The sequence below is a fragment of the Agrobacterium sp. 22-3639C2 genome (assembly GCF_053522105.1).
On record NZ_JBNWDB010000002.1, the window covers coordinates 865,708 to 881,578 of the forward strand.

Genomic DNA, 15,871 nt, shown 5'->3' on the forward strand with positions numbered 1-15,871 from the left:
TGTAGGCGTCTGGCATCGGCATCCGGCATCGAGGCGCGCCTGAGCTTCGGAACGGCTGCAACCCGGGAAGTCTGTCGATGCTCAAGCTGCGCTCTTTTCTTTTCAATACGCTGTTTTATCTCAATCTGATTGTCCGCATGATCGTGCTCACGCCGATCTATTTCATCCTGCCGCGCAGAATAGCCTATGAAATCCCCAAGAACTGGGCGCGATCCAACCATTGGCTGATGAAGACCATTGTCGGCACCACCTTCGAGATCGAGGGGCTGGAAAACATTCCCGAAACCGGCTGTATCTTCGCCCCCAAACACCAGTCCTTCTGGGACACCTATGCGCTGCTGCCCAACCTTCCCGATCCGGTCTATATTCTGAAGCGCGAGCTTTTGTGGATCCCGCTGTTCGGCTGGTATGCGATGAAGCAGCGCATGATCCCGGTCAACCGCGCCGCGCGCGGCAAGGTGATGCTGAAGGTCATGGAGCGGGCGAGAGAGGAGATGGCGGCTGGCCGCGAACTCATAATCTATCCCGAAGGCACACGCCGGCCACCGGGCGCTGAGCCCGAATATCGTTATGGCATCGCACGTCTTTACCGCGACCTCAAAGTCCCCGTCATTCCGGTCGCCATGCATCCAGGCCTCTTCTGGCCACGCCGCTCGACAATGCGTTATCCCGGCCATTTCAAGGTGCGGATCTTGCCGGCCATCGAGCCGGGACTGGACCCGGACGTGTTTTTCAAGACATTGATCGAGGTGACGGAAAAGGCGAGCGACGAGTTGCTGCTGGAGACCGCGCGCAACAATCCGCACCTGCCGCTGCCACCGACTGCCGTGAAGCGTATCGCAGAACTTCAGGGGCAAGACACTCCCGCCGGCTAAACCGCGATCGTGCCGACACTGGCGGCAATGCTTTCCAGCAGCGTGTCGCGAATACCCATATCCTGCAGATGCTGCACGGTATTGAAGACGTAATCGGTATTCGGGCCGGACCGGCCCGATGCGGCAGCCACGATCGTAGCCGCTTCCGCGACACCCAGACCACCAATATACTGCTCGTGGGCGGGATCGGCCACATAGGTCACGGCACTGCCGCGCGTGCCATCGGCGAGCGCAATGGCAACGACGCGTTCCTTGTAGACATTCGTTACCAGCTCGCGCTCGCGCAGATAGGCCATGACCGGACCATGGTCCGCTCCGCGCACGCGAAAGGCAACGCCGAGGCAGGAGCCGCCGCGCTCCAGACCGAGAACAAGGCCGGGCTTCTCCTCAGTGCCGCGGTACACATTTGAACTGATGCAGAGGGAGCGTCGATAACCGTGCAGCCGCGCCTGCTGCCTTTCCTCAAAGGCAAAGCCCGGGTTCCACATCAACGAACCGTAGCCAAAGACCCAAAAATCGTCCATATCCCAAGCCAAATCGAATTTATCTGAAGTCTGTTCATCGGAGATCAATATGGCATCGTCAAGCCAATCCGGCACGGTCAAAAAATTCCTCTGGCTTGGTATCGCCGTCGTGCTGGTTATCGGACTTTACACGGCCGGGTGGTTTTATGCCGCCGACAAGCTGAAGCAGACGGTTCTGAACGTCATCTCGCCTTCGCAGGCCAGAAACGTCAGCGGCGAATGCGGCGACATTGCCTTCAAGGGTTATCCGTTCCGCATCGGCCTTTTCTGCTCCAAGGTAACGGTGGACGACAAGCAGAATGGCGTTTCAGCCTCGTTCGGAGAATTGCGTTCCGCAGCGCAGGTCTACAATCCCGGCCACATTGTCTGGGAACTGGATGCACCGGCTGAAATCCGCACCGCGCATGGTCTGACGGTTTCAGCCCTCTGGCAGAACATGCAGTCGAGCATCGTCACCAAGCTTAGGGGTATCGACCGCACCTCGCTTGTCATCGACGGCCTGAAGGCTCAGGCGGTTTCCACCGTTACTGGCCAGACGATCGATTTCGATGCCGCCAAGACGGAAATGCATCTGCGCCAGAACGGCGCCGATCTAGACGGCGCGATAACGTTGACCGACTCGTCAACCGTCATAAAGGACTGGCCGCAACTTCTGCCGCGCCTCAACGCCATCGCCGATGTCACCCTTGCCGGGAAGGCGGGCATGGTAGACGGCAGCGATACGGCCGGGCTTTACGGTGCGAGCGGCGAGCTTCGCCGGCTGGTAGCTGATATCGGCGAAGGCCGCACCATGCGTATCAGCGGCCCCTTCTCCTTCGATAACGAGGGATATCTCTCCGGCCAGTTCAAGCTGGAGATCGAAAAGCTCGACGCCTGGTCGGACAATGCCAAGCAGGCGTTTCCGCAGCTGCAATCCACCATCGATACCGCCCGCAAAATGCTCCGCGCACTCGCCGGCGGCGGCGACAGGGCGTCCGTCGACCTCGTGGTGGATCGCGGCCGCGCCACCGTCAGCGGTTTCATTCCGCTGGGGAAGATCCCGCCGATTTAACAGAGAGCTTTTGTAAAAAACACCTCAGCGGCATCCTGAATTTTTGAAAGATGCAGGATGCCGGCTTCTTTGTATCCATTGCGACGATGCCACATCTGCGGTTCCCGCTCGTCCTGCTGGCTGGACGTCATCACCAGTGAGGCACCCTGCTCACGCATCAGAGTTTCCCAAAAAACTGTAAGCGTTGCGCCGACGCCATGTCCCCGAAACTCGGGAACGACGCGGATCATGTCCATGTAGGGGATCTTACCCCAGAACATCGAGAACCGCAGAAAACCGACTAGAATCGTATCTTCTTTCGCGACGAGATATTCGCGGCGTCCGACGCAACGCCGCAACCAATCCTCATCGATCCATTTGTCTTCCCGCAGCAGCCATTCGATATCGTCATCCGTCGCCGCCGATATCAATATCACTTCAGCGCCCTACTTCTTCTGATCCAGCGCGTGACGCCCAAAGTCAGGCGTATCGACGTCCTGACCGGCCTCGATGATGGAGCGGCGGATGGAGCGTGTGCGGGAAAACAGTTCGAACAACTTGTCGCCCTCCCCCCAGCGGATCGCCCTTTGCAGCGAAGCAAGGTCTTCCGAGAACCGTGCCAGCATTTCGAGGATGGCATCCTTGTTGTGCAGGCAGACATCGCGCCACATTGTGGGGTCCGAGGCGGCGAGACGCGTGAAATCTCGGAAGCCGGAAGCGGAATATTTGATGACTTCCGACTCGGTTACCGTCTCCAGATCGTCCGCCGTGCCGACGATGTTGTAGGCGATGATGTGCGGCAGATGCGAGACGATCGCCAGAACCTTGTCGTGGTGTTCGGCATCCATTTCATCCACACGCGAGCCGAGCGCCCGCCAGAAATCCTTGAGCCTTTCCAGCGCCTCCGCATCCGTGCCCGGCAGCGGCGTGAAGATGCACCAGCGCTCGCGGAAAAGACCGGAAAAACCGGCATCCGGGCCGGATTTTTCCGTACCCGCCAGCGGATGTCCGGGAATGAAATGCACATTGTCAGGCATATGCGGCGCCATCTGCGCGATGACAGAGGCCTTGGTAGAGCCGACATCGGTGACGATGGCCCCGGGCTTCAGATGCGGCGCGATCTGCTCGGCAACCGCCCCGGATGAACCGACCGGCACTGAAACGATGACAAGATCAGCATCCCTGACGGCCTGCGCGGCGGATGTCGTATACTCGCTTCCAAGCGCCAGTTCCTCTGCCCGCTTCAGCGTTTCCGCGCTGCGGGTGGAAATCGTGACATGCCGGGCAAGACCCAGTTCCTTGATGTCGCGCGCAATAGACGAGCCGATCAGGCCGATGCCAACAAGCGCGATGCGCTCAAACATGATCTCGCCCATTACGCCTGCCCCATGAACTCGGTGAGCGCGGCGATGACGCCAAGATTGGCTTCTTCCGAACCAACCGTCATACGCAAGGCATTGGGGAAACCGTAACCGCGCACGGCACGCAGGATATAACCGCGGCGGCTCAGGAACTCGTCCGCATCTGGTGCACGCTTGCCATCCTGGTCCGGGAAATGGATGAGGACAAAGTTGGTGACTGATGGCGTGACCTTGAGGCCGAGACCGGTGAAGACCGTCGTGAGTTTCTCCAGCCAGAGCGTGTTGTGAGAGATCGCCTTTTCCAGGAATGCCTGATCGCGGATGGCCGCGGCACCCGCTGCGATCGCCGGCGCGCTCATGTTGAACGGACCACGCACCCGGTTCAGCGCATCGATGATGGCGGCCGGACCATACATCCAGCCGACGCGCAGTGCGGCCAGACCGTAAACCTTGGAGAAGGTGCGCGTCATGACCACGTTGCGGTTCCCAGACACCAGCTCGAGACCGGCCTCGTAGTCGTTCTTGCGTACATATTCGGCATAAGCCGCATCAAGCACGAGCACGACATGTTTCGGCAGACCAGCCTGAAGGCGGCGGATTTCCGCGACCGGAACATAGGTGCCGGTGGGATTGCCGGGATTGGCGATGAAAACCATCTTCGTCCTTGGCGTGACGGCGGCAAGAATGGCGTCCACATCGACGGCGCAATCCTTTTCCTTCACCGTCACCGGCGTTGCGCCCGCACCCATGATCTGGATCTTGTAGACGAGGAAACCGTGTTCGGTGATGATCGCCTCATCGCCCGTACCCAGATAGACGTGGCAGAGCAGGCCAAGAAGCTCATCCGAGCCGTTACCGCACATGATATTCGCTATGTTGAGGCCATGCACGTCTGCAATCGCCTGACGCAGCGCAATCGCCTGTCCGTCGGGATAGATTTCCAGATGGCTGGCGGTGGCGGCGAATGCCTCGATCGCCTTCGGGCTTGGCCCGAGCGGCGTTTCGTTGGAGGAAAGCTTATAAACCTTCGCGACGCCATCCACGTGTTCCTTGCCGGGAACATAAGCGGCGATATCCAGAATACCCGGACGCGGAAGAGGTTGGCTAAGCTCTGCACTCATTTGATCGACCTTCGGAAATGCGCCGGGGAGCCCGGCAAAAGCAATGCCGGAGGCATTAGACCGGAATGGCCCCTTTGTCGAGGGTCAGCGCGGCTTTCCGTGCTTTGCGGCGGTGCGGGTGGTGGGCACACCCTGAGGCGCCAGGACCGGCACGAAAACCCGGCGTGAGGCGCGCTGGGTAACGGGCAATCCCTGATAGAGACGTTTCTGTGCCTCAACCACGATAACGCCGGAAAACAGCGGCCAGAGCCTGCGGCCGGTAAGCTCAAGGTATCGGCGGAATTTCAGTACCGGGCGGCTGGTGGTGGGCGGAAAGAATAGCGCTTCGGCGCTTGCCCCCGGCGTAAAATTGGTCTCGCGCAGAAGCGCCGTCAACTGCCCGCGCGAATAGGGCCGGCCCGAGCCGAAAGGTGTGTGTTCCATGCGTGCCCAGACCCCACGCCTGTTCGGCACCACGATCACCAGACGCCCGCCGGGCGCCAGCACCCGCCAGAGTTCTTTCAGGGTTTCGCGCGGATTTTCGGCAAATTCCAGAGCATGCACCATCAACACCCGGTCTATCGACGAATCGGGTAGCGGCAGCTCCTCGTCAAACACCAGCGCCGTGGAGGAAAGCTCGCCTGCCGGCCAGTTCACCGCTCCCTGCCCCGCCGGCATGAAGGCAAAGGTGCGCTCCGTGTCATGACGGAACCGCTCCAGAAACGGCACGGCGTAACCGAGGCCGACCAGCCTTTCCTCCGGCAAAGGCGGCCAGAGCGATGAAAGCGCCATGGTGATCGCCTGCTCGGCCGAGCGGCCAAGCGGGGAATGATAGAATTCGCGCAGATCGACGATATCGGTGTTCATGGGCGAGAATGTAGCATCAGGCGGTTGGACTTCAAGGCGTCTGCGCCTACATTGAAATTCAGGCGGACAAATGCGCCGGCTAAGGCCGGCAAATGGAGAGGACCACGATGAAACCTTTGGAAATAGACGTCTTTCTTTGCCGCAGTGATAATTTTGGCGTTCTGCTGCACGATCCAGAAAGCGGGGCGACCGCCGCGATCGATGCGCCGGAGGAAGGCCCCATCCTGCAGGCTCTTCATGGGCATGGCTGGAAGCTCACGCATATCTTCACCACCCACCACCATCAGGACCATGTGGAAGCCAATCTGGCGCTGAAGGACAAATTCCAGTGCGAAATACATGGCCCACATGATGAGGCGATTGCGATCCCCGGTCTCGACCGTTCCCAGGCCGATGGCGACGAGTTCGAATTTGCCGGACGGCGCGTTCAGGTCATTGCCACACCCGGTCATACGGCGGGGCATATCTGCTACTACCTTCCCGATGACGGCCTTCTGTTTGCTGCCGATACGCTTTTCGCCATGGGTTGCGGTCGCCTGTTTGAACGTACGGCAACAGATATGTGGCACTCTTTCCAGAAGTTAATGGCGCTGCCGGATGACACAAAAGTCTATTTCGGCCACGAATATACACTTTCGAATGCCCGTTTCGCGCTCACCGTCGATCCTGATAACGCGGCTCTAATCGAGCGCGCCGAAAGCGTCGAAAAGGCGCGGCAGGCGAATGAATTCACCATTCCCACCACCATCGGGCTGGAAAAACAGACCAACCCTTATATGCGGGTGGCCGATGCCGGCATCCGCAGTCATCTTGGCCTTGAAGGCGCAACCGATGCCGAAGTCTTTGCCGAAATCCGCACACGCAAGGACAATTTCTGATGGGCGCCGATCTGTCTTCGGCAGCGATCATTCGCGAACTGGAACTGGAGCCGCACCCTGAGGGCGGCTTTTACCACCAGACATTTCGCGACAAGGCAGGTGGTGAGCGCGGCCATTCGACGGCGATCTATTATCTTCTGGAAAAGGGGACGCGCTCGCACTGGCATCGCGTCACCGATGCGGTGGAGGTCTGGCACTATTATGCCGGCGCTCCGATCACCCTGCATCTTTCCGAAGATGGCAGGGAGGTACAGACTTTTACCCTCGGCCCCGACATTCTGGAAGGCGAGCGCCCGCAGGTGATCGTGCCTGCCAATTGCTGGCAATCGGCCGAAAGCCTCGGCGACTTCACCCTCGTCGGCTGCACCGTCTCGCCGGGTTTCGCCTTTTCAAGCTTCGTGATGGCCGAACCCGGCTGGTCGCCGGGTGATACGCCGTAACTGCATCAACCGCCATATTTGGTGGCGGTGATGTAGACTTGGCCTACCCGCGTCGGAATGACGGCGTAGACCGGGGCATAGACATCCATATTGTCGGATTTGGCGAACCAGATCTCCATGGAAATTGATTTCAGGTATTCGATATCCTTGCGCCCCTGGCGATAACCCGACTTCGGCACGTAACGCGCCTTGCAGACCACGGCATCGCCGCTGAAGCCATTCGTCTTGAAGGGCTTGGTGCCGCTGGGGCTCAACACCAGATCCAGCCGCGATTCGCCGTCATAGATCGGCAGGCGCGACGGGCAGATGCGGCCGCCGGCGGGAATGATGAGGCCAGAGATTGGATCGAGGACGGAGCGCAGGTCGCCGTCCTTCACATTCACCCAATTGTCAGGCCGCGCCTTCGGCTCCGGTTTCACCGTCGTCGATGTGACGTTGCCGTTACGATAGACCACATCATAGGTCCGCACCCGCTTGCCGTCCTTGTAAACAAGCGAATATGTGTTCGCCTGCAGCCGATGGCCGCGTTTGGCACCCGAAATCGTCGTCTTGCCGGAAATATCCGCCAGAACGCTTGCAAGCCCTGCTGAGCTGAAGGAACCGGAAATCGAGTAGTTCGGGCCGTTCATGCGAGTCGAAAAACTCGCCTTGGCAATTGGTAGAATACCGAGATTGATGCTGTATTCGCTTGTATGGCGGGCTTCGGCGGCGAGCGAGGGAGATACGCCTGCAAACGCCATTGTCACAGCCATGAAAATGCTTTTTCCTCTGGCAATCATTTGGATATCACCTTAAAAGAGGCGCGGAAGCGGCCTTATGGGGCGATCATATACGCCGACTTGTGGCAATAAAAAAGCGGATGCCGGTTGAAAACGCCGGAATTTCCTTTCATTTGCTCGCGAGCGGCTTGACTGTTAAGTCCCGTCTGACTATAGAACCGCAACTTTCCAATCATGGCCAGTTGGATTGCCACCACGGTTTTGCCGGTGGCGAGCCAGTGGTGAAACAGACAAACGAAATAGGTGTACCCATGTCCCGTGTATGCGAATTGACCGGCAAGGGCGTCCAGACGGGCAACAACGTCAGCCACGCCAACAACAAGACCAAGCGCCGGTTCCTTCCGAACCTCTGCCAGGTTACGTTGATCTCCGATGCTCTCGGCCAGCGTTTCCGCCTGCGTGTTTCCGCAGCAGCTCTGCGCTCCGTTGAACATCGTGGCGGCCTCGATGCCTTCCTTCTGAAGTCCGGCGAAAACGAACTGAGCATGCGCGCTCGTCTCCTGCGCCGCCAGATCGCCAAGAAGACGGCCGAAGCTGCTTAATTAGCGGTTTCGACATCACTGATATTCAGAAGGCTTGAATGGCTTTTGCCGCTCAAGCCTTTTGCTTGTTCTAATTCGGCTCCAACTGGTGGCATCACCCAGGATAAAAAAATGCCCTACCTGCGCTACACGCTCATTTACGTTCTGCTGATGACACTGGTGGTCGTCGCGTCCAATATTCTGGTGCAATACCCGCTTTCCGGATCGCTGTTCGGCGTCAATCTCGGCGATCTTTTGACCTGGGGTGCCTTTACCTATCCGGTCGCCTTCCTCGTCACAGACCTTACAAACCGCCAGTTCGGCCCGTCAGTCGCGCGCCGCGTCGTACTTGCCGGTTTTATTGTTGGTGTCACACTGTCCTTCTGGACCTCGATCCCGCGTATCGCCGTTGCCTCCGGCACCGCCTATCTGATTGGCCAGCTGCTCGATATTTCCGTATTCAACCGCCTGCGCCGCCAGCGCTGGTGGCACGCACCTCTTGCCGGCTCCATGCTGGGTTCGGTGCTGGATACCGCGCTGTTCTTCTCCATCGCCTTTGCTGCGAGTTTCTCCTTCGTCGGTCCCAACGATGCCTTCGCCATTGAAAATGCCCCCGTGCTCGGCATCTTCGCTCTGGAGGCACCGCGCTGGATTTCCTGGGCGCTCGGCGACCTCTCGGTGAAGATCCTCGTTGGCCTCGTGATGCTCCTGCCCTACGGCGCACTGATGAACACGCTGAAGCCGATGCCAAAGGTCGCCAAATCGGGCTGACACCTTTGTCATCCAGGTTTAAGGCTGGGGTGGGAGCGTGGATCGAATCGCGCTTGCAAACCAGCCGACTGCGTTGCAGTCTGCGGTCCGTGGCACAGATCAGAGGCAGGCCGATATGCAGATCAATGACGTTATCGATATTGTGGAGGCCGCCAGCGCCACGCTTTCAGGCTCCACCTTCAACGACGTCAATCTGTCGGGTACGGTGTTCAACGACGTCAATCTCGCCGGAACCAGCTTCAACCAGATCAACTTTTCCGGCGCGTCATTTACTGACAGCAACATGTCCGGCTGGTCGATCAACGATGTTAATCTTTCCGGTCTGAAACTGAGCAACGCCAACCTGTCCGGCGCGCAGATAACAGGATGCCGAATGACAGGGATGAAGATCGACGGCATTCCCGTCGAGGATCTGATGGCTGCCTACAAGGCGGCGCAGCAGGTGTGAACCCTCACTCCACCAGCTTGAATTCCAACATCAGATTGCGCTGGAGAAATGAGTGATTGTCATCGGAAACGATGATGAGACGCGTGGAACCATCAGGCCCCTTCACCACATCCATGCCTTCCATATTATCGATCTGGTAGACCATGCCCGCTTCCAGCAGGATTTCGCCATCCACCACCGCGCCCGGCCTGATATCGGCAGCCTTGATGCGGCGGATGCGCATCCCCACCCCTTCAGCGAAATTGAAGCGGCGCTCCAGAAGCAGCAGGTCGCCATTGGGCAGGAAAGCACCGTCCGTCACGTCGAATGAGGGGTGATGGGTGACCGCGAATGTGCCCTTCAACGGGCCTTCCAGTATGGCGGCAAGAAGATTGCCGTCGGCATCGATGCTTTTCTCAGCCACCACGACAAGGGCACCGCCAAACGGCGAATCGGCCGGCGAGACCGCAAGGGCCTCCATGCCGCCATTGTGGCGTAGTTCGCTGTTGGGAATGAGATGAGGCAGGCGGCTGAGCGGCTTTGAGGTCTCGAACCCCGGATCGGGATAGGCATCGATCCTGTGCCGCTGCTCGTAGCTGACGAATACCTTGCCATCCCGCAGCGCCAGACCTTCCGCATCCATTTCCATCTTGCGGGAAGGTTCACGGCCGCTGGCATCCAGCATGGCAGTGATACGCACGTCAGCCAACCCGGACAGCGCGCCCGACGGGCCGCGTGCGATCTTGCCCGTGAGCCAGTGGCCGGTATCCAGCACAGCAACGAATTCCTGCCCGTTTGGGCGAAAGCGGATGGAGGATATGGCACCGAATAGTTTTTCCGGCGTGCTCATCACCATGCCGCCGATAAATTCCAGCTTGCCGAAACGCCTGGCGCTGGTGCCGACCTCGAAGCCTGACAACAGACGGACGCTGACCGGAACATCGATGGTCGATGCGCCAATGGGAACCGGAACAAGCGCTGCGACCGCAAGAACTGCAGCCATCGCCAGCGATTTACAGGAAAGAAAAGCCCGGCCCCGCTTATCCCGCACGGCGAACCTTGCGGGACGAGCTGGCGGTATTGGTATCCTCGAAGAGAGCAGCAAGCTGTTCGGTCATCGCGCCAGCCAGTTCGTCCGCATCCACGATCGTCACGGCGCGACGGTAATAACGCGTCACATCATGGCCGATACCGATCGCCAGAAGCTCCACCGGCGAACGTGTCTCGATCTGTTCGATAACGGCGCGCAGGTGCCGCTCCAGATAATTGCCCGCATTGACCGACAGCGTCGAATCGTCCACCGGCGCACCGTCCGAAATCATCATCATGATCTTGCGCTGCTCGGGGCGACCGATGAGGCGGTTATGCGCCCACATCAGCGCTTCGCCGTCAATGTTTTCCTTCAGCAGGCCTTCACGCATCATCAGGCCAAGATTGCGCCGTGCACGCCGCCAGGGTGCATCCGCCGACTTGTAGATGATATGGCGCAAATCATTAAGCCGACCCGGCGAGCCGGGTTTGCCGCTGGCCAGCCATTGCTCGCGCGACTGACCGCCCTTCCACGCCTTGGTGGTGAAGCCGAGAATCTCCACCTTCACACCCGACCGTTCCAGCGTACGCGCAAGAATATCGGCGCAGGTGGCCGCAACCGTGATCGGGCGGCCACGCATCGAACCCGAATTGTCGATGACGAGCGAAACCACCGTGTCGCGGAACTTGGTGTCGCGCTCCTTCTTGAAGGAGAGCGGCTGCATGGGATCGATGATAAGCCGCACGAGGCGAGCCGGATCGAGATAGCCCTCTTCCAGATCGAAATCCCACGAACGGTTCTGCTGCGCCATCAGGCGGCGTTGCAGCCGGTTCGCCAGACGTCCGACGGCGCCCTGAAGATGGGCGAGCTGTTTGTCGAGAAACGCGCGCAGGCGGTCAAGCTCCGCCTCGTCGCACAGTTCCTCGGCGTGGATTTCCTCGTCGAATTCCTGGGTGAATATGCGGTAGTCGACCTTCTCGTTGAAATCGTCGAAGGGGCTGTTGGGGCGGCGGGTCTCGCCAGGCGTCTCGGAATCCTCATCGAGATCGTCGGACATTTCCTCGTCCGACATCTCGGCGCCGTCCATCTCGCCTTCTTCCATCTCCTCCTGCGAGGCCTCGCTTTCATCAGCGGGCGTCGCATCGGAACCGGCTTCTTCCTCGACCTGTTCTTCTTCGGTCTCGTTAGTGCGCGGCTGCTCCTCGTCGGATTCTGCCTCCTGGCTTTCCGGCTCGTTATCGTCGTCGCCGAATTCCTCCGCCATCTGCATGGAGGTCAGCATCTTGCGCACCAGCCGCGAAAAAGCCTTCTGGTCGCCAATCACCTTGGAAAGGTCGCTCAGGTCGCCGGCGGCCTTGTCCTCGATGAAGTCGCGCCACAGGTCGAGAACCTTGCCGGCACTGGCCGGTGGCTTTTCACCGGTAAGCTTCTCGCGCACCAAAAGGGCGACGGCTTCGGCAAGCGGTGCATCGTCCTTGGTGTTGATGCCCGAAAAATTCGCCTTGGCATATTTTTCCGTGTTCATGGCCTGAATGTTGGAGGCCATGCCCGGCATGCGCAGTGCACCGATGGATTCCACCCGCGCCTGCTCAACAGCGTCAAAGATCAACCGCGCCTCGGCACCCTGCGGCGACATCACCGCATGGGTGTCAGCGTCATGGCAGGCAAGGCGAAGCGCCATGGAATCGCCAAGGCCACGGGTGACGGCGATTTCCTGCGCGGTGGGTTTCTTGGAAATTTCCGGCAGGCGCATGCGCTCTCCGGCAAGGCCAGGCCGCTCATTGGCGAAAACGACCTCAACCTCTGCATCGCCGGCAACCGATCGCACACATCCGGCAATCGCCTGACGCAACGGTTCGGTATCGACCGCCGTACCCGGTTTTGCTCTGGAATTGTCGCCGCGCGCTGCCATTGTCTTTCCTGTCAGTTGTCGACGCTTCGGAGCCGCCCATCCAAGGATGCGCGGCCCGCCGGCGTCTTCAAGTCATCGGTGATGTTCTCCGGACAAGCCGGGGAAGATCAGGCGCTGAGAACGATGTTCGCAGCACTTTCCTTCAGCTCGACGCCGAAAGCCCGCTGATATTGTTCGGCAACCAGCGTGCGCTCCAGTTCGTCGCACTTGTTGAGGAAGGTCACGCGGAACGCAAAGGCGAGATCGCCAAAGATTTCCGCATTTTCCGCCCAGGTAATGACGGTACGCGGGCTCATGACCGTGGAAAGGTCGCCGTTGACGAAGGCCGAACGGGTAAGATCGGCCACACGCACCATCTTGGAGACGGTTTCGCGACCCTTCGGATTGTTGAGGCTCTTTACCTTTGCGGCAATGATGTTCACTTCCTGCTCATGCGGCAGGTAGTTCAGCGTGGTGACGATGGACCAGCGGTCCATCTGCGCCTGGTTGATCTGCTGCGTGCCGTGGTAAAGTCCCGTCGTGTCGCCGAGGCCGACCGTGTTGGCGGTCGCAAAAATGCGGAAGGCGGGGTGAGGACGGATAACGCGGCTCTGGTCGAGCAGCGTCAGGCGGCCCGAGGATTCCAGCACGCGCTGGATGACGAACATCACGTCCGGGCGACCGGCATCGTATTCGTCGAAGACCAGCGCGACATTGTGCTGGTAAGCCCAGGGCAAAATGCCGTCCTTGAATTCGGTGACCTGCTTGCCGTCTTTAAGGACGATGGCGTCCTTGCCGACGAGGTCGATACGGCTGACGTGGCTGTCAAGATTGACGCGCACGCAGGGCCAGTTCAGGCGGGCAGCTACCTGCTCAATATGGGTGGACTTGCCCGTGCCGTGAAAGCCGGAAACCATGACGCGTCGGTTGTGAGCAAAACCGGCAAGAATAGCGAGCGTCGTATCGCGGTCGAAAAGATAGTCGGGATCAAGGTCGGGCACATAGGCGTCGCCCTGCGAATAGGCGGGAACCCGCAGATCCGTATCAATGCCGAAAACCTCCCGCACGGACACCGTCGTGTCGGGCAGGTTGGAAATATCAAGGTCGATTTTGCTCATCACGTCTCCAAGGCGGGCGGCGGCCACCCGGCCACATCATCAATCAGGCGGTAAACACGAACGTTGGCTTAGCAGAAACCTGACTGCTTTAACAATTGATATGCTTGAACAACAGCCCGAAAACGTTCTTCCGAGCCGCGATCGCCACCATTAGCATCAGGATGGTGCTTTTTGACAAGCTCCTTATAGCGCCTTTTTATCTCTTCCTGCTTTGCACCCGCAGAAAGGCCGAGCGTATCGAAGGCTTTCGCCTCCAGCGTCTTCAACTTGCGGTCCTGCTGCAGGCGCTGGCCGCCGGCCTTTGCCCCGTTTGCAAAACCATTCGTGAAGCCAAAAGGATCGCGGATGCGGGCATTGGCCGCGCCCGCCGCGCCGGAACGCAGCGTGGAGTGCAGCGGGCTGTCGCGCGCAGTCTTGTTCACGCCAACCGTCCAGGTGGGACGATGGCCGGTGATCGCTTCCTTCTGGTAACGGGCGATCTCGGTGTCAGACAGGCCAGAGAAATAATTATAGCCCTTATTGTATTCCTTCACATGCTCGAAACAGAACAGGAAGAATTGCCCCTCGGCATTGCGGCCGACAGGTGCACGGTGAGCGCCCGGCTTGTCGCATCCGTCCCACTGGCAGGTCGGGGCCTGAACCTCAGGTTCCCTGTCCCTTTTTCTGCGTGTACGGATGCGGTCGAAATATTTCGAATCCAGTTTCATGATGCCCTGATTATGGGGTGCGAAAAGGCGCACAACAAGAATTGACAAAGCGGAATGTTGCAGGCTTTTAGGTAGCCCCTTTTAAAGACCAGCCAACAGGATTGGAGCCCATCGCATGTCCCTGCGAGAACGCATAGAAACAAAGCTTCGGCAGAGCTTTTCGCCGGAACGCCTGGTGGTGATCGATGAAAGCCAGATGCATGCCGGCCATCAGCCGGACATAACCGGCACCGGCGAGACGCATATGCGTGTTCAGATAGTGTCTGAAAGCTTCGCAGGCAAGTCACGCATTGAGCGCCACCGGGCGATCAATGCACTTTTGAAACCGGAACTCGACGCCGGGCTGCATGCCCTCGCCATCGAGGCGGCGGCGCCGGGGGAGCCGACGCGGTTCTAGGCAACGCGCGCCTTAAGCCTCAGCCGGGATGCTTTTCCGACAGGAAAGACTGCACCTCGGACGTCGCGACATCGTCGGCCACGAAGGACTGGCCGATGCCGTGAGTGAGGATGAAGGTGAGCTTGCCGCCTTTGACCTTCTTGTCCTGCGCAATTGCCGCCATCAGCATCTCGACCGGCGGCAGTTCACCTGGAATATCCTTCATTGACACTGGCAGACCAACCGCCTTGAGGTGCGCTTCGACGCGCGCGGCATCATCAGGGCTTGCAAGGTTGAGGCGGGCGGAAAACTGGTGCGCCAGCACCATGCCGATGGCGACACCTTCGCCGTGCACCAGCCGCTTGCTGTCATAATTCGTTGCTGCCTCCAGCGCGTGGCCGAATGTGTGGCCGAGGTTCAGAAGGGCGCGTACGCCGTTTTCCTTCTCGTCGGCCACCACCACATCGGCCTTCGCCTGGCAGCTTGTGGCAATCGCCTGGATGCGGGCGGGACCGCCGGTGCGGATTTCATCCCAGTTCTTTTCCAGCCAGAAGAAGAAGTCCGGCTTGTCGATCAAGCCGTATTTCACCACCTCGGCGTAACCGGCGCGGAATTCGCGCTCGCTCAGCGTATCGAGCACCGCCGTATCGGCCAGCACCAGATCGGGCTGATGGAAAACGCCGACAAGGTTCTTGCCTTGGCGGGTATTGATGCCCGTCTTGCCGCCGACGGAGGAATCCACCTGCGACAGAAGCGAGGTCGGTATCTGCACGAAACGCACGCCGCGACGCACGATGCCCGCCGCAAAACCGGCGAGATCGCCGATAACACCGCCGCCAAGTGCAATCACCGCATCGTTGCGCTCCACCCGTGCGGAGAGAACGGCATCGCAAACAGTGACCAGATGTTCGAAGCTCTTGGTCTTCTCGCCTGCGGGCAAGGTCAGCGAAACGGCTTCGATGCCATCCGTCTGCAGGCCGTCCATCAGGCCTTCGAGGTAAAGCGGTGCAACATGCTCGTCAGTGATGATAGCGGCACGCCTGCCCTTCAGCCGCGACGAAATCTCGCCGCCCGCCCTGCCGATCAGGCCAGGCCCGATCAGAATGTCGTAAGCGCGCTCACCGAGCGGCACATGGACAAGACGTTCGTCGGTGTGGATTTCGGAAGGCGTCATGA

General features: G+C 59.4%; 19 protein-coding genes. 8 read left to right on the plus strand and 11 right to left on the minus strand.

Annotated features, from left to right (window positions below; genetic code table 11):
* Window positions 1-77: 77 nt before the first annotated feature.
* Window positions 78-875 carry a lysophospholipid acyltransferase family protein gene (locus tag ACQZ6D_RS11630; protein WP_025595414.1) on the plus strand — a complete coding sequence of 266 codons (798 nt, stop codon included), beginning with the start codon at window positions 78-80 and terminating at the stop codon, window positions 873-875.
* Here the strand turns inward: ACQZ6D_RS11630 and ACQZ6D_RS11635 are convergent.
* Window positions 872-1,399, minus strand: coding sequence for a gamma-glutamylcyclotransferase (locus ACQZ6D_RS11635; protein WP_013761788.1), 528 nt, complete (start codon window positions 1,397-1,399; stop codon window positions 872-874). The genes ACQZ6D_RS11630 and ACQZ6D_RS11635 overlap by 4 nt on opposite strands.
* Before the next feature lie 49 nt (window positions 1,400-1,448).
* Between ACQZ6D_RS11635 and ACQZ6D_RS11640 the strand changes: the two genes are divergently transcribed.
* A complete protein-coding gene (locus ACQZ6D_RS11640; protein ID WP_013761789.1) occupies window positions 1,449-2,450 on the plus strand; it encodes a DUF2125 domain-containing protein in 1,002 nt (333 codons plus the stop codon).
* Here the strand turns inward: ACQZ6D_RS11640 and ACQZ6D_RS11645 are convergent.
* The 4 genes from ACQZ6D_RS11645 to ACQZ6D_RS11660 form a co-directional block, all read right to left on the minus strand.
* Complete coding sequence (locus ACQZ6D_RS11645) at window positions 2,447-2,866, minus strand: GNAT family N-acetyltransferase (RefSeq protein WP_013761790.1); 420 nt, start codon at window positions 2,864-2,866, stop codon at window positions 2,447-2,449. The genes ACQZ6D_RS11640 and ACQZ6D_RS11645 overlap by 4 nt on opposite strands.
* Window positions 2,867-2,875: 9 nt before the next feature.
* Window positions 2,876-3,805 carry a prephenate/arogenate dehydrogenase family protein gene (locus ACQZ6D_RS11650; RefSeq protein WP_003511341.1) on the minus strand — a complete coding sequence of 310 codons (930 nt, stop codon included), beginning with the start codon at window positions 3,803-3,805 and terminating at the stop codon, window positions 2,876-2,878.
* The gene (gene hisC / locus ACQZ6D_RS11655; RefSeq protein ID WP_003511343.1) at window positions 3,805-4,911 is read right to left on the minus strand and encodes a histidinol-phosphate transaminase; all 1,107 of its coding nucleotides are present in this window, start codon (window positions 4,909-4,911) and stop codon (window positions 3,805-3,807) included. Before hisC ends, ACQZ6D_RS11650 begins: the two co-directional genes overlap by 1 nt.
* 84 nt (window positions 4,912-4,995) lie before the next feature.
* Window positions 4,996-5,757, minus strand: a complete 762-nt coding sequence (locus ACQZ6D_RS11660; RefSeq protein WP_003511344.1) for a class I SAM-dependent methyltransferase — start codon at window positions 5,755-5,757, stop codon at window positions 4,996-4,998.
* Window positions 5,758-5,864: 107 nt separating this feature from the next.
* Here ACQZ6D_RS11660 and gloB point away from each other — a divergent pair, with 107 nt between their 5' ends.
* Both gloB and ACQZ6D_RS11670 read left to right on the plus strand, forming a co-directional pair.
* Entirely contained in the window at window positions 5,865-6,635 is a 771-nt protein-coding gene (gene gloB, locus ACQZ6D_RS11665) for a hydroxyacylglutathione hydrolase (protein WP_003511345.1), read from the plus strand.
* A complete protein-coding gene (locus tag ACQZ6D_RS11670; protein WP_013761794.1) occupies window positions 6,635-7,075 on the plus strand; it encodes a cupin domain-containing protein in 441 nt (146 codons plus the stop codon). The genes gloB and ACQZ6D_RS11670 overlap by 1 nt, the downstream gene beginning before the upstream one ends.
* Window positions 7,076-7,080: 5 nt before the next feature.
* Here the strand turns inward: ACQZ6D_RS11670 and ACQZ6D_RS11675 are convergent, their stop codons facing one another.
* Window positions 7,081-7,854 carry a DUF3108 domain-containing protein gene (locus ACQZ6D_RS11675; RefSeq protein ID WP_013761795.1) on the minus strand — a complete coding sequence of 258 codons (774 nt, stop codon included), beginning with the start codon at window positions 7,852-7,854 and terminating at the stop codon, window positions 7,081-7,083.
* A gap of 251 nt (window positions 7,855-8,105) precedes the next feature.
* On the opposite strand from ACQZ6D_RS11675, the gene rpmB reads away from it, so the two are divergent.
* From rpmB to ACQZ6D_RS11690, 3 genes are all read left to right on the plus strand, one after another.
* The gene (gene rpmB / locus ACQZ6D_RS11680) at window positions 8,106-8,396 is read left to right on the plus strand and encodes a 50S ribosomal protein L28 (RefSeq protein ID WP_003509888.1); all 291 of its coding nucleotides are present in this window, start codon (window positions 8,106-8,108) and stop codon (window positions 8,394-8,396) included.
* 111 nt (window positions 8,397-8,507) lie between these two features.
* The gene (locus ACQZ6D_RS11685; RefSeq protein ID WP_003511348.1) at window positions 8,508-9,146 is read left to right on the plus strand and encodes a queuosine precursor transporter; all 639 of its coding nucleotides are present in this window, start codon (window positions 8,508-8,510) and stop codon (window positions 9,144-9,146) included.
* 115 nt (window positions 9,147-9,261) lie between these two features.
* Window positions 9,262-9,594, plus strand: coding sequence for a pentapeptide repeat-containing protein (locus ACQZ6D_RS11690; RefSeq protein WP_448729985.1), 333 nt, complete (start codon window positions 9,262-9,264; stop codon window positions 9,592-9,594).
* 4 nt (window positions 9,595-9,598) lie between these two features.
* On the opposite strand, the gene ACQZ6D_RS11695 is transcribed toward ACQZ6D_RS11690, so the two are convergent.
* The 4 genes from ACQZ6D_RS11695 to ACQZ6D_RS11710 all read right to left on the minus strand — a co-directional run bounded on the left by ACQZ6D_RS11695 (window position 9,599) and on the right by ACQZ6D_RS11710 (window position 14,319).
* Window positions 9,599-10,576: an esterase-like activity of phytase family protein gene (locus ACQZ6D_RS11695; protein WP_029658859.1), complete on the minus strand. Its 978-nt coding sequence runs from the start codon at window positions 10,574-10,576 to the stop codon at window positions 9,599-9,601.
* Window positions 10,577-10,613: 37 nt separating this feature from the next.
* The gene (gene cobT, locus ACQZ6D_RS11700; RefSeq protein WP_013761798.1) at window positions 10,614-12,515 is read right to left on the minus strand and encodes a cobaltochelatase subunit CobT; all 1,902 of its coding nucleotides are present in this window, start codon (window positions 12,513-12,515) and stop codon (window positions 10,614-10,616) included.
* Window positions 12,516-12,622: 107 nt separating this feature from the next.
* The gene (gene cobS, locus ACQZ6D_RS11705; RefSeq protein WP_003511352.1) at window positions 12,623-13,612 is read right to left on the minus strand and encodes a cobaltochelatase subunit CobS; all 990 of its coding nucleotides are present in this window, start codon (window positions 13,610-13,612) and stop codon (window positions 12,623-12,625) included.
* A 68-nt stretch (window positions 13,613-13,680) separates the two neighbouring features.
* Window positions 13,681-14,319 carry a J domain-containing protein gene (locus tag ACQZ6D_RS11710; protein WP_013761799.1) on the minus strand — a complete coding sequence of 213 codons (639 nt, stop codon included), beginning with the start codon at window positions 14,317-14,319 and terminating at the stop codon, window positions 13,681-13,683.
* Window positions 14,320-14,434: 115 nt separating this feature from the next.
* Between ACQZ6D_RS11710 and ACQZ6D_RS11715 the strand changes: the two genes are divergently transcribed.
* Window positions 14,435-14,716: a BolA family protein gene (locus tag ACQZ6D_RS11715; protein WP_019564879.1), complete on the plus strand. Its 282-nt coding sequence runs from the start codon at window positions 14,435-14,437 to the stop codon at window positions 14,714-14,716.
* Window positions 14,717-14,735: 19 nt separating this feature from the next.
* Here ACQZ6D_RS11715 and aroB read toward each other — a convergent pair whose 3' ends face one another.
* Window positions 14,736-15,869 (minus strand): 3-dehydroquinate synthase, encoded by a 1,134-nt coding sequence (gene aroB / locus ACQZ6D_RS11720; protein WP_003511355.1) that lies wholly within the window; start codon window positions 15,867-15,869, stop codon window positions 14,736-14,738.
* Window positions 15,870-15,871 lie beyond the last annotated feature (2 nt).